The following is a 13,612-nucleotide window of genomic DNA, read 5'->3' as shown; positions in this document are numbered from 1 at the left end:
CTCAGGCCCCCATTCCGCGCTGGACGAACTCGACGCCGATCAGCCCGATATAGGCCGCGACCAGCGCCGCCATCCCGCCGGCGAACAAAGTCAGCTTCTTGCGGCGCATCGCGGTCTGCGCCGCGGTCACCACTTCGCCGATCGATCCGATCACGGTCATCCCGCTCGCCTTTTCCAGCTTGCCGGCGGTGGCGAAGGTCGTGGTCAGCTTGCCGAGCGCAAACGCCGCGGCCACGCCGGCTCCAAGCCCGGCGATCAGCACGCCGGTGAGCAGCAGCGGACGGTTGGGCGAAGTCGGCGCGCGCGGCTGCGTCGGCGGATCGACCACGTTGAACTTGTCGGCATCGGCCACGGTCTGCGCCTGGCTCGAGATCTTCATCTGCTCGCGCTGGGCGAGCAGCGTGTCATATTGGCCCTTGAGCACCTGATATTGCCGCTCGATCTCGCCCTGCTCTGCGGCCACGCCCGGCGCTTCCGCCATCTTGGCGCTGAGCGCATTGAGGTCGCCTTCGATCTGCGCCTTGCGCTGGACGAGCGCGGCGACGGTCGCCTGCTTGTCCGCGCGCATCGACTGGAGGCCGATATAGACCGGGTTCGAAGCGCCCGCCGAAGCGCCGCTCACCACCGGCTCGCGTGCCGCAGCGCTCTGCGCCGCCGCCAGCTGGTTCTTGAGCGCGATCACGTCGGGATGGCTGTCGGTAAAGCCCTTGGCGCGGGCATCGGCCAGCTGGCCCTGGATCGCCGCGAAGCGCGCGCGGGCCGGGCCCGTCACTGCACCGCCGCCACCGCCCGCGACATTCGCCGGCGTGCCCGCCATCTGTGCGTTGACCACGTTGAGGCCCGACTGCGCTGCCGCCAGGTCGCCCTGGATCTGGGCAAGCTGCGTGCGCGCCGCCGAAACGCGGTCGTCGATCGAACCGGTGCCCGGCAGCGAGCCGAGGAAGCGTGCCTGGAAATCGGCGCGCTTGGTATCGGCGTCGGCGAGCTGCTTCTGCCGCTCGGCGAGCTGCTGGTCCATGAAGTCGAGCGACTGGCTCGACTGGTCGCGATTGTCGGAAAGGTTCGCCTCGACGAAGATGTCGATCAGCTTCTGCGTGATCTGGCGGGCGAGCTTGCCGCTCGGCGCGGTCACGCTGATCTCGAACAGGTTATCCTGCTGCGCAGTCAGCTTGATCGCCTTTTGCAGGCCGGCAACGCGGTCGGCCACGTCACGGTCGGTCGAGACCGTCCGTGCCAGGTCGGTGCCGCGCACCACCTTCTCCAGGTTCACCGCGCTGGTCAGCGTCTGGCGGATCCGGTCGAGGTCCTTTTGCTGGTTGAGCGCAGTCGTCCCGTCGGTCGGGATGATCTGGCGCAGCTGCACGAAGATGCGCGCGCGCGACTCATAATTGTTCGGCATCTGCGAGACGACCAGCCAGCCCGCGAGGCAGATGCCCCACGCCACGGCCAGCGCCACCCAGCGCCGCTGCCAGATCGCGTGCAGTGCGCCGCGAAGTTCGTCGTATAGGCTCCCCACCGGCGCTACCTCAGAACATGCTTGTAGGAATGATGATCACGTCGCCCGGCTCGAGCTTGACGTTCGCCTTGATGTCGCCGTTCTTCAGCAGGTCACCCAGGCGCAGCTTGTATTCGGTCTGCTTGCCGGTCTGCCGGTCGTAGCGCACCAGCCGCGCGCGGTTGCCCGCGGCGAACTCGCTCAGCCCGCCCACCACGATCATCGCGTCGAGCGCGGTCATGTTGGCGCGGTACGGGATCGACGCCGGCTTCTCGGTCGCGCCGACGACGCGGACCTGCTGGCTGTAGGTCCCGTTGAAATTCTCGACGATCACCGAGACGATCGGGTCCTTGATATACTCGCTGAGCGCATATTTCAGGTCGTCCGCCAGCATCGCCGGGGTCTTGCCCACGGCCGGCATGTCGCTGATCAGCGGCACGGTGATGCGGCCATCGGGGCGCACCTGCACCTTCGCCGACAGCTCGGGATTGCGCCAGACGAAGATCTGGAGCGAGTCCATCGGGCCGATGACATATTCCTCGCTCGGCATCTCGCGCGACGCCACCGCAGTCGCGGCCGGCAGTTCGGGGCGGCCTCCGCCACCGCAAGCGGCCAGCGCCGCCGCCAGTCCGAGAGCCAGAAGTGTCTTGCCGAAACCGATGAAACGCATGCCGAGCTCCTTTTCCCGCGGGGTCGGAGGCGGTCGACGTCTCGACAGCAACCCGCACAGGATCAGGGTCAGCTATGGAAGCGAGAGGTAAATATCGGGTTAGGGGTCGCGGGAGTTTTCCCGGATGGGCACCGGTCCCGGCTCGGGACAGCGTGCGATTTTCGCGGAACCAATCGTCGACAACGGCGTTTTCGATGCAGGTGTGTTGCCACGTCGCCACACCGCCAAAATCCATTTTTGCCCGCGCCAAGCTTTCCTTTGTGTCAATCCCTAGTGGATTGGTAGAGATTATGCTCACCATAAGAAAAGGTGGGCTACCATGCGTATTGTTTCCTCGTCGCTCCTCGCCATCGCCACCACGCTGGCGTTCGCTGCTTCTCCCGCCTTCGCGCAGGACAGCAGCACCACCGCAGAGCCGCAGGCAGACCAGGGTCCGCCCCCCGAAGATACCCAGATCGTCGTCACCGGCACCCGCGCCCAGGGCCGTTCGCGCCTCGACACCGCCTCGCCGGTCGACGTGCTGAGCGGCGCGGCGCTGCGCAACCAGGGCACGACCGAGCTCGCCGCTGCACTCGCCACCGTCGCCCCTTCGATCGACTTCCCCCGCCCCTCTGCGGTCGACGGCACCGACGCGATCCGCCCCGCCACGCTCCGCGGCCTCTCGCCCGACCAGACGCTGGTCCTGATCAACGGCGTGCGCGCCAATGCCTCGGCGCTGCTCAACATCAACGGCTCGGTCGGCCGCGGCTCGGCCGCCGTCGACCTCAACACCATCCCCGCCACTGCGCTCGAGCGGATCGAAGTGCTGCGGGACGGCGCCTCGGCGCAGTACGGCTCGGACGCGATCGCCGGCGTGATCAACATTCGACTGCGCGAAGCCCGCTCGGGCGGCGGCGCCACCGCCACCTATGGCATCTACGCCACCGATATCGACACCGCGCGCGGCAGCCGTTCGGTCACCGGCGAGCCTTCGCTGACGCTCTCGGCCTGGCAGGGCCTCGGCTTCGGCAATGACGGCTACGTCACCGTCTCGGGCGAATATCTCAACCGCGAGGCGACCAACCGCGCCGACTATGACCCGCGCGTCACGCCCACCCGCGTCACCGGCCGCTTCGGCGATCCGGCGGTCGAGCAGTACACCGGCTATGTGAACGCCGGCACCGGCATCGGCGACAATTTCAAGCTTTATGGCTGGTTCGGCTATCAGGACCGCGACAGCCGCAGCGCCGCCTTCCCGCGCCTGCCCGCCGCCGCGGCCGCCGTCTCGGCACTCTACCCCAATGGCTTCCTGCCGATCATCAACACCAAGTCGACCAACGCCAATGGCGCGCTCGGCATCAAGGGCGATGTCGCCGGCTGGAATGTCGATCTCAACGTCGCGTACGGCCGCAACAAGATCGCCTATTACACCCGCAATTCAGCCAATTACGCCTATGGCAACGCCTCGCCGACCAGCTTCTATGACGGCGCGCTGATCTACGACCAGTGGGTCGCCGGGCTCGACGTCTCGCGCAGCTTCGACGTCTTTCAGTCGCTGAACGTCGCCTTCGGCGTCGAGGGCCGCCGCGAGGGCTTCAAGATCACCCCGGGTGAGCGCGCCTCCTATGATTACCCGACCAGCGGCGTGATCGCCGGCCAGGCGCCGGGCGCGCAGGGCTTTGGCGGCTTCTCCCCGCTCAACGCCACCGAGCAGGACCGCAAGAACATCTCGGGCTATGTCGATCTCGAAGCCCAGGTCACCGACAAGCTGCTCGTCGGCCTCGCCGGCCGCGCCGAGCACTACACCGACTTTGGCGACACCGGCACCGGCAAGGTGTCGCTGCGCTACGACTTCGCCCCCTGGTTCGCGATCCGCGGCACCGCCTCGACCGGCTTCCGCGCGCCCAGCCTGCAGCAGCAATATTTCACGTCCGTCGCCTCGGTGATCCAGAACGGCTCGCCGATCCTCACCGGCACCTTCCCCTCGACCAGCGCCGTCGCCACCGCACTGGGCGGCCTGCCCCTGGAGCCGGAGCGCTCGACCAATCTCTCGCTCGGCACCGTCATCCGCTCGGGCGGCTTCGACCTGACGATCGACGGCTATCAGATCCGCCTGCGCAACCAGCTCGCGCTGTCGGAGAATATCGCGGCGAGCTTCAGCCCCCAGGTCGCCACGCTGCTCGCGCCCTATAACGTCTCGGCGGCGCGCTTCTTCATCAACGGCCTGCGCTCGCGCGTCCGCGGCATCGACGCCGTCGCGCATTACCGCCTGCCCACCGCCGATGCCGGCACTTTCGACCTGACCCTCGCCGGCAACGTCAACCAGACCAAGCTCGACCGCAGCTCGATCCCGACCTCGACCGGCTCGATCAACCCGGCCCCGACGCTGTTCGCGCGCAGCCGCATCTACACGATCGAACAGGGCACGCCGGGCGAGAAGCTCACCGGCACGATCGACTGGTCGCTCGACAAGATCGGCATCACGGCGCGCGCCAGCTATTATGGCGACGTCAACCAGCCCGGCACCACCCCGGCGGCGGACATCCATACCGGCAAGCACACCATCGCCGACCTCGAGCTGCGGTATCAGGCACTCAAGGGCGCGCAGTTCGCACTCGGTGTGAACAATCTGTTCGACGAATATCCCGACGCGACGATCCCCGCGAACAACACCACCGGCGTCGTCGGCTTCCCCTATTACTCGCCGTTCGGGTTCGGCGGGCGCTACGTCTACGCCCGTATCGGCCTGGGCTGGTAGGTGCCGAGGGGAGCGGCGCGCAAGCACCGCTCCCCGGTCGAGCCTTCAGCTCGCGGTCACCCGGAAGATGTGGCCATTGTCGCAGATGATATAGATCGCGCCCGACGCGGTCTGCGTCATCGACACCGGCTGGACGATCGTGCCGTTCGACGGCGTGAAGTCGAGGTCGCGCCGCTCCATCGCGCTCGCCCCCGCCGTGCTGCCGCGCTGCAGGCTGGCAACCGGCGCCGTGAACACTGCCCCGCTCGCATCGAGGAACAGGTAGCTGCCCGCCAGCGACGCATTGGCGCCCTGATAGACCAGCCCGCTCATGATCTGCTGCCCGGCATAGGTGCCGGTGCCGTGCGGATAGTCGAGCACCGGGGCGAGCAGCCCGGCAGGCTCGCCGGCGAGGTTGACGCTGGTCCCCTCGCGCCACGGCCAGCCCAGATTGTCCGTCGCGCCGGCGGTCAGCGTCAGCGCGTTGACTTCCTCGCGCACCGATTGGCCGCGATCGGGCAGCAACAGCCCTCCCGCATAGAAGCTGCCGCCGATCGGATAATGCAGCCCCTTCGCCAGCACCGCGCGCGGCACGATCGCCGGCGGCACCGCGGCCCCGCCCTGCGCGCGTTCCCAGGCGTCAAAGTCCGCCGGCGCGAACGACATCAGCTTGCCGAGCAGCGCGGAGAAGAAATTTTCCGGCCCGCTCTGCGCGCTGCCGCTCGGGTCGTTGGTGCCGCCCGCATCGCCCGTCGCGACATAGAGCAGCCCGTCCGCCCCGAAGCCCGCCCAGCCGCCGACATTGTTGGTGTAGAGATTATGGTAACCGATAAAGGCCTTGCTCGCGCCGCCGATCCGCTGGAGCTCGATCCAGGTGCCGTTCCCGATCAGCGTGTAGACGATCGGCCGCGTGGCGAAATCGGGCGCCGGGGCAACGCTCAAGATGCCCTGGCCATCGGCATTGGTCAGGTTGGGAACCTTGGCAAACAGCACATGCTGCTGCACCGCCGGATCATAGATGTAGATCGCGCCCGAGCGCTCGGCGATCATCAGCCGGCTGTCGCCCGGAATGCTCGTGATCGCCACCGGATGGTCGAAACCAAAGGCGATGTCCTGGACCGCGATGCCTTCCTTGCTGTTGGTGACGGTAACCGTCACCGCCTGGCTCACGCTGGTCTTGCCGTCGCTCGCCGAGAGCTGGAGATTGTAGACATTGTCCGCATCGGCATCGGCCGGCTTTTCGAAATTGGGCGTCGCGGCGAAGCGGACATCGCCCGTGGCGCTGATCGTGAACCGCGCCGCATCGGTGCCCGACAGCGACAGCGTCACCGCATCGCCATCCGAGTCCGTCGCGCTCGCCTGGTAGACGGCGGCAGTGCTGTTCTCGACGACGCTGAAGGTCGCGGCGGAGGTGATGCCGGGGGCGTGGTTGGTCGGCGTGGGCGTCGGCGTGCTGCCCCCGCCGCCACCGCCGCCACTGCACCCGCTCAGCGCCAGGCCCAATGTGGCAATGGCAATGGCGCACTTGCCCGCGCCGGCTCGCAATATCGTCATGATCCCCCCTTTAACTGGGGCAATCCCTATCAATCGGGCCCGCCCCGCGCCAGCGCTCGACTGCACCGCTACGGGGATTTTATCCATATTTCTGTGATGTTTCCGCCGCATCGTTCAGCTACTGGAACTGCCGGGCAAAGCACCACCAACGCCTCGCACGGAACCCCTGCCCGCCATTCTCAGGCTAAAACACCGGCGTTCTGGGGATTTACCCGATAGGCCCGCACCGGGGGCCTCCGTACTCCAAAAGCAACCCGCCGCTTCGAGACTTAACCGCCTCCGGGCGCGGGCGCCCTGTGTCACAAGGAGCCGTCCCCATGGCGAAGTCGGACAAGCCGGAATTCCCCCTTCACCTCGATCGCAATCACCTGCCCGAGCCCGAATGGGAATTCCCGAACGCCAAAATCGGGATGTACGCGACCGAGTCCGAGCCCGATTTCCCGCCGATGAAGGAGGCCCCGGAGGGCGCGCCCAACATCCTGCTGGTGCTGCTCGACGATATCGGCTTCGGCTGGCCGAGCGCGAGCGGCGGGCTGGTGCGGATGCCCACAGCCGAGCGGCTGCACAAGCGCGGGCTGCTCTACAACCAGTTCCACACCACCGCGCTCTGCTCGCCGACGCGCGCGGCGATGCTGACCGGGCGCAACCACCACACCGTCGCCACCGGCGTGATCCAGGAGATGGCGACCGGCTATCCCGGCTATTGCGGCATCATCCCCAAGAGCTGCGCGACCTTTGCCGAGCTGCTCAAGCAGACCGGCTATACCTGCGCCTGGTTCGGCAAGAACCACAATGTCCCCGATAACCTGACCAGCGCGGCCGGCCCGTTCGACAATTGGCCGACCAACCAGGGCTTCGACCTGTTCTACGGCTTCATCTCGGGCGAGACCGACCAGTTCTACCCCTCGCTGCTCAAGAACACCGATCCGATCGAGCCACCGGCGCGGCCCGAGGACGGCTATCAGCTCACCCGCGACCTGGCCGAGCAGTGCATCGGCTGGATCCGCACGCAAAAGTCGATCGCGCCCGAGCGCCCGTTCATGGCCTATTTCTCGACCGGCGCGGCGCACGCGCCGCACCAGCCGCCGCTCGACTGGCGTGGGCGCAATGCCGGGCGCTTCGACATGGGCTGGGACAAATATCGCGAGCAGGTCCATGCGAAGCAGCTCGAAATGGGCGTGATCCCCAAGGGCAGCAAGCTGACTCCGCGCCCTGAGCAGATTCCGTCCTGGGACAGCCAGCCGCCCGAGCACCAGAAGCTGTTCGCGCGCCAGGCCGAGAATTATGCCGACTTCCTCGAACATGCCGATTACGAGACCGGCCGCGTCGTCGATGCGATCGAGCAACTCGGCGAGCTCGACAACACGCTGATCATCTACATCATCGGCGACAATGGTTCGTCGGGCGAAGGCTCGCTGGTCGGCACGCCCAACGAGTTGATGAGCCTCAACGGCCGCCAGCCGAGCATGGAGGAATCGATCGGCTTCATCGACAAATGGGGCATGCCCGGCACCTCGCCGCATTATGCAGTGGGCTGGGCCTGGGCGGGCGACACCCCGTTCCAATGGACCAAGCAGGTCGCCAGCCATTTCGGCGGCACGCGCAACACGATGATCGTCTCCTGGCCCGACCGGATCAAGGACCACGGCGCGCTGCGCAGCCAGTTCCACCACTGCATCGACGTGATGCCCACGCTGATGGAAGTGGTCGGCATCGCCGAGCCCAAGGAGGTAAACGGCTATATCCAGCGGCCGATCGAGGGCACCAGCTTCGCCTACAGCTTTGCCAAGGCCAATGCCGATGCGCCGAGCACGCGGACCCAGCAATATTTCGAGATGCTGGGCAATCGCGCGATGTATGCCGATGGCTGGATCGCCTCGTGCCGGCACGGCCGCCTGCCCTGGGAGACGCATGGCTCGTGGAGCTTCGACGACGACAAATGGGAGCTCTACAATATCGAGGAGGACTTCACCCAGGCGGTCGATCTGGCTGACAAGCATCCCGACAAGCTCACCTATCTCCGCGCGCTGTTCATCGGTGAGGCGGCAAAATACAATGTTTTCCCACTCGACGACCGTTTCGCCGAGCGGCTCGATGTCACGCTGCGGCCAAGCTATTTCTTCGGGCGCGACAAGGTCACTTTCTACCCCGGCATGACCCGCCTGCCCGAGGGCAGCGGCCCCAAGCTGGTCGGCGTGCCGTTCCGCATGACGGTGCCGATCGAGGTGCCCGATGGCGGAGCGGAAGGCGTGCTCTTCGCGCTTGGCGGCGATGCCGCGGGCTTCTCGCTGTTCCTGTGGGAAGGCAAGGCGCGCTTCCACTACAACTTCTTCGGCATCCGCCGCTACGACGTGGTCTCGGAGAAGCTGAGTGCGGGCAAGCATGAGGTCGTTATCGACTTCACGCCGGAGTCCAAGACCCCCGGCTGCCCGGCCGATGTCGTGCTGTCGATCGACGGCAAGGCGGTCGCCAAGGGTCGGATCGACGAGCAGATCCCGATGCGCTGCGGCACCGAGACGATGGACGTCGGCATGGACTGCGTCTCGCCGGTCTGTGACGACTATGACGAGAAGGGCCTGTTCCCGTTCACCGGGACGATCGAATCGGTCACCTTCGAGTTCGGCGAGCACAAGCCGCCGACCGGCATGGAGCGGCTCAAGCTGGCAACCGCGATGGACTGACGGCCGCGCTGTCGGTTGGGCACCCCGATTTCCGCCTGCGCGCGGAGATCGGGGCCCGGCTCAGACCAGCAACTCGGTCACCGGCGGATGCCCCAGGAACGCACTCGGGCTTGCCGTCGCGCCATAGGCGCCGGAGGCGAACACTGCGATCATGTCGCCTACCTCGGCGCGCGGCAGCGCCACGCGGTCTGCGAGGCGATCCAGCGGCGTGCACAGCGGCCCGACCACGGTCACCACTTCCTCCGCCGGATCCTGCATCCGGTGCGCCACCGCGACCGGGTAGTTGCGCCGCACCACCGTGCCGAAATTGCCCGTCGCGGCGAGGTGGTGGTTGAGCCCGCCCTCGACCACGAGGAAGGTCTCGCCCTGGCTCTCCTTCCGGTCGACCACGCGGGCGAGATACACGCCGGCTTCGCCGACCAGCCAGCGCCCGAGTTCGATCGCATAGTCGGTATCGAGCGTGCCGACCGCCCCCGCCAGCGCCGCGCCGATCGCCTCGACCGCCACGGGCGTGTCGCCCGGGAAATAGGGAATGCCCAGCCCGCCACCGAGATTGACCAAAGGTGGCACCGCGCCGATCTGGTCGGCCAGCCGCGCGGCGAGGTCCACCGTCGCTGCCTGGGTCGCGATGATCGCCGCGGTATCGAGCGATTGCGATCCGGCGAAGATATGCAGCCCGCGCCACTCGCCGCCCTCGCCGTGGATCATCGCGACCAGCTCGGCGACATGCGCGGTCTCGATGCCGAACGGCGAGGCGCGCCCGCCCATCTTCATCCCCGAGCCGCGCAGCTCGAAATCGGGGTTCACCCGCACCGCCAGCCTCGGCGTAATCCCCAGCGCCTTGGCCGTGGCGAGCGCACGCTGCCCCTCGGCAATCGATTCGAGATTGAGCGTCACGCCTGCGCGGATCGCCGCCTCGAGCTCGGCATCGCGCTTGCCCGGCCCGGCAAAGCTGATCTCGCCCGCCGCCATGACGCCAAGCGCCCGCGCCATCTCGCCCGCCGAAGCGACGTCCATCCCGTCGACCAGCGACGCGATCCGTTCGAGCAGCGGCGGAAACGGGTTGGCCTTGATCGCATAATGCACCGCCACCCGGGCCGGCAGCGCCGCCCGCAACCGCGCGATCCGCGCCTCGATCACCGCGAAGTCATAGACATAGGCGGGAGTCTGCACGCCCAGCCACGGAAGTTGGCGCAGACCGGCAAATTCGGGCGGGATCGGGCCATGCGGCTTGGCAGTCAGCGTCATAGTCCCCCTAAACTCGCCTTCAGCGCCGTGCGATCGAGCTTGCCATTGGCGTTGCGTGGAAGCTCCGCCCGCCAATCGTAGCGCGCCGGCTGCATGAAGCTCGGCAATTCGCGCCGCAGCCGTTCCCGCAATGCGTCCTCGAGCGCGCCGTCGCCGCGCGCGATCACCACGATCGCCTGGCCGAGCCGATCGTCCTTCACCCCGAACGCCGCCGCCTCGCCAGTCTCGCCGCCTGAGAGCACGGCTTCCTCGATCTCGGTGGGGCTGATCCGGTTGCCGGCCGACTTGATCATCTCGTCGTCGCGCCCGACGAAGCGCAGCAGCCCGTCCGCGCCCAGCTTCACCGTGTCGCCCGACCACACGGCCATGCCGCCGCTTGTCGCGAACGCCGGCGCGGGGCGGAAGCGCTGCGCTGTCCGTTCCGCGTCACGCCAGTAACCCTGGGCGACAAGAGGGCCAGCATGGACCAGTTCGCCCTGAGAGGCGCGTGCGCCGTCGGGGCCGACGACGACAACTTCGGCGAACGGAATGGCCGTTCCGATCGAATCGGGATTGGCGTCGACCAGTGTTGGATCGAGATAGGTCGATCGGAACGCCTCGGTCAGGCCGTACATCGGGTAGAGATCGGCGTTCGGGAAACGGGCGCGCAGGTCGCGGACCATCTTCGGGGTAAGCGCGCCACCCGAATTGGTTAGCCGCTTTAGTTTAGACGCGGTCTCAACCGGCCATTCCGCCTCGAGCAGTTGCACCCAGAGCGGCGGCACCCCTGCCAGGCTGGTGATGCCGAACCGCTCGACTGCCTTGATGACGTCGCGCGCGGTCAGGTAATCGAGCGGTACCACCCGGGCACCCGCGGCCCAGGTCGAGAAGAGCTGGTTCTGTCCATAGTCGAAGCTGAGCGGCAGCACGCCGAGCACGCGATCCTCAGATTCAATGTGAAGATAATGTGCTACGCTGATGGCACCGAGCCATAAATTGGCGTGACTCAGCATCACGCCCTTGGGCCTGCCGGTCGATCCCGAGGTATAGAGGATCGCCGCGAGCGTGTCGGTGCCAACTTCCGCGGCCGGAAGCGTCCACTCCGAGGTGAGCGCGGCTTCCTCGACGACCCGGCATTGGTCGCAAACATCGCCAACTTCGAGGATCGAAAGGCGCGCCTGTTGGGAAACCAGCGCCCGCGCCCCGGAGTCCGCCAGGATATGCGCCACCTGCGCCCGCTTGAGCACCGGGTTGATCGGCACATGCACCAGCCCCGCCCGCACCGCCGCCAGCGGCATCAGGCACGCCGTCCGCGTCTTGGGCAGCCAGCTCGCCACCCGGTCCCCCGGCGCCAGGCCAAGGTCCTGCAGCGCCGCCGCCATGCTGCCCACCGCCGCTTCCAGCTCGGCATAGGTCAGCGTCCCGGCCTTGTCCTCCAGCGCCACGGCATCGGGTTTCCCCCGTGCGGGCAGGCTGTCGAGGGGCCGGGGAACGGGGTCGAGTTCGATCACGGGACTACCCTTATACTTGGCAGCGCCCGCGCCAACCCTTAGGGCAACGAAAAAACCTCCTAGGGGAAGTGCATTGCAGCCCGATGGGTCGCTCCAAGTCGAAGATACCGTGCGCGGCGTGCTCCGCGATGTGCTGGGGCTAAGTGCCGAGCGCGTCGCCGATTTCCGGGCCGACACCCCCTTGTTCGGCGCCCTGCCCGAGCTCGACTCGCTCGCCGTCGCCGGCGTGCTGACCGAGCTCGAGGATCGGCTCGGCATATTGATCGAGGACGACGAGGTCGACGGCGAGATGCTCGAGAGCTTCGGCGCCCTCACCCGCTTCGCCGCGGCCAAGGCGCTCGGGTGACAGGCCATTACGACTGGGCCGGCGGCCGCGAAGCGATGCTTCGCTTCGGTCCCGCTGACGGCCCGGTCGTAGTCGCGGCGCTGCCGCTCTTCGAGGAGGCGAACCGCACGCGGACCTTCACGGTCCTCCTGCTTCGCCTGCTCGCCGAACGCGGCATCGCCGGCGCCCTCCCCGATCTGCCCGGCCAGGGCGAAAGCCTTGTACCGACAGCGGAAATCCGCCTCGCGAACCTCCGCGCCGCCTATGCCGCCGCAGCCCGCGCCGCGGGCAGCCCGGCCTTCAGCCTCGCGATCCGCAGCGGCGCCCTGCTCGACAGCGGCGCCGTCCTGGCCGGCCGCTGGCATTTCGCTCCCCAGACCGGCCCCGAACTGGTCCGCGAACTCGCCCGCATCCGCACTGCTGGCGGCGGCGAGGACTTCGGCGGCAACCTCCTCCCCACCGAATTCCTCACCGAACTCGACAATGCCGCGCCCGAGGCCGGCTACACCGTCCGCGTCGACCGCGATCCCAAGAACGCCGATTTCCGCGTCGACGCCGCCCCGCTCTGGCGCCGCGCCGAGCCCGACAACGACCCCGCGCTCGCCGCCTTGCTCGCCGACAACATCGCCGGCTGGATGCGCACGTGCGGCGCCTGATCACCTTCCCCTGCGCCGGCGAGACGCTGGCCGGCACGCTCGACGACGCCCCGGACAAGACCGGGCTGCTGATCGTCTCAGGCGGCAACGAGATCCGTGTCGGCGCGCATCGCGGGATGGCCTCGCTCGCCGCCAGCGTAGCCGAGGCTGGCCACCCGGTGCTGCGCTTCGATCGCCGCGGGATCGGCGATTCGACCGGCGAGAATCACGGCTACCATACCAGCGCCGACGACATCGCCGCCGCCGCCAGCGCGTTCCGCGGAGCCGGCATCGAGAAGATCGTCGCCTTCGGCAATTGCGACGCCGCCACTGCGCTCGCCTTCTTCCACGCCCAGGCGGGCATCGACGCACTCCTCCTCGCCAATCCCTGGGCGATCGAGGCCACCGACGAACTGCCCCCCGCCGCCGCGATCCGCTCGCACTATTCCGCCAAGCTGCGCGATCCCAGGGAATGGCTCCGGCTGCTGCGCGGTGGGGTGAATATCGCCAAGCTGGTCAAGGGCTTGCGCAAGGCCTCGCAGAAGCCGCCCGAAGCGCCCGCCGGCCTGCCCGCCCGCCTGGCAGTGGCACTCGGCGAGGCAAAACTACCGGTGACGATCCTGCTGGCGAAGGGCGACAACACCGCCATCGCCTTCGCCGATGCCCATAAGAGCCCGGCCTTCGATACGGCCCGCGCCAGAGTGAAAGTCGAGCTGCTCGACAGCGCCAGCCACAGCTTCGCGTCAGCGGACGACAAGACATGGCTGCTCCAGCGCGTGCTGGAGCGCCTCGCCTAGC

The 13,612-nt window shown here is 67.6% G+C and carries 10 protein-coding genes; 5 read left to right on the top strand and 5 right to left on the bottom strand.

All coding sequences use genetic code 11. The features are described 5' to 3' along the window. Position 1: 1 nt before the first annotated feature. Both HZY97_RS01830 and HZY97_RS01825 read right to left on the bottom strand, forming a co-directional pair. Complete coding sequence (locus HZY97_RS01830) at positions 2-1,516, bottom strand: XrtA system polysaccharide chain length determinant (RefSeq protein WP_180140022.1); 1,515 nt, start codon at positions 1,514-1,516, stop codon at positions 2-4. Between the two features lie 10 nt (positions 1,517-1,526). Next, positions 1,527-2,165, bottom strand: a complete 639-nt coding sequence (locus HZY97_RS01825; RefSeq protein WP_180140020.1) for an XrtA/PEP-CTERM system exopolysaccharide export protein — start codon at positions 2,163-2,165, stop codon at positions 1,527-1,529. A gap of 319 nt (positions 2,166-2,484) precedes the next feature. Here HZY97_RS01825 and HZY97_RS01820 point away from each other — a divergent pair, with 319 nt between their 5' ends. After that, positions 2,485-4,902: a TonB-dependent siderophore receptor gene (locus HZY97_RS01820; protein ID WP_180140018.1), complete on the top strand. Its 2,418-nt coding sequence runs from the start codon at positions 2,485-2,487 to the stop codon at positions 4,900-4,902. A 45-nt stretch (positions 4,903-4,947) separates the two neighbouring features. Here the strand turns inward: HZY97_RS01820 and HZY97_RS01815 are convergent, their stop codons facing one another. Continuing rightward, a complete protein-coding gene (locus HZY97_RS01815; protein WP_180140016.1) occupies positions 4,948-6,435 on the bottom strand; it encodes a sorbosone dehydrogenase family protein in 1,488 nt (495 codons plus the stop codon). A 317-nt stretch (positions 6,436-6,752) separates the two neighbouring features. On the opposite strand from HZY97_RS01815, the gene HZY97_RS01810 reads away from it, so the two are divergent. Beyond that, complete coding sequence (locus HZY97_RS01810) at positions 6,753-9,116, top strand: arylsulfatase (protein WP_180140014.1); 2,364 nt, start codon at positions 6,753-6,755, stop codon at positions 9,114-9,116. A 60-nt stretch (positions 9,117-9,176) separates the two neighbouring features. On the opposite strand, the gene HZY97_RS01805 is transcribed toward HZY97_RS01810, so the two are convergent. Continuing rightward, positions 9,177-10,364: a pyridoxal-dependent decarboxylase, exosortase A system-associated gene (locus HZY97_RS01805; protein WP_180140012.1), complete on the bottom strand. Its 1,188-nt coding sequence runs from the start codon at positions 10,362-10,364 to the stop codon at positions 9,177-9,179. Then, positions 10,361-11,854 (bottom strand): acyl-CoA ligase (AMP-forming), exosortase A system-associated, encoded by a 1,494-nt coding sequence (locus HZY97_RS01800; RefSeq protein WP_180140010.1) that lies wholly within the window; start codon positions 11,852-11,854, stop codon positions 10,361-10,363. Before HZY97_RS01800 ends, HZY97_RS01805 begins: the two co-directional genes overlap by 4 nt. A 109-nt stretch (positions 11,855-11,963) precedes the next feature. On the opposite strand from HZY97_RS01800, the gene HZY97_RS01795 reads away from it, so the two are divergent. The 3 genes from HZY97_RS01795 to HZY97_RS01785 are packed head-to-tail and all read left to right on the top strand — an operon-like array spanning position 11,964 to position 13,611. Then, on the top strand, positions 11,964-12,200 hold the full coding sequence (locus tag HZY97_RS01795) for an acyl carrier protein (protein WP_373684256.1): 237 nt from the start codon (positions 11,964-11,966) through the stop codon (positions 12,198-12,200). Further along, the gene (locus HZY97_RS01790) at positions 12,197-12,835 is read left to right on the top strand and encodes a hypothetical protein (RefSeq protein ID WP_180140006.1); all 639 of its coding nucleotides are present in this window, start codon (positions 12,197-12,199) and stop codon (positions 12,833-12,835) included. The genes HZY97_RS01795 and HZY97_RS01790 overlap by 4 nt, the downstream gene beginning before the upstream one ends. Continuing rightward, positions 12,823-13,611: a hydrolase 1, exosortase A system-associated gene (locus HZY97_RS01785; protein ID WP_180140004.1), complete on the top strand. Its 789-nt coding sequence runs from the start codon at positions 12,823-12,825 to the stop codon at positions 13,609-13,611. Before HZY97_RS01790 ends, HZY97_RS01785 begins: the two co-directional genes overlap by 13 nt. Position 13,612 lies beyond the last annotated feature (1 nt).

The organism is Sphingomonas sp. R-74633 (assembly GCF_013416555.1).
In the GTDB taxonomy this organism is placed as follows: Bacteria; Pseudomonadota; Alphaproteobacteria; order Sphingomonadales; family Sphingomonadaceae; genus Sphingomonas.
The sequence above is the reverse complement of the archived record's forward strand: the minus strand, read 5'-3'. Positions and strand labels throughout refer to the sequence as shown.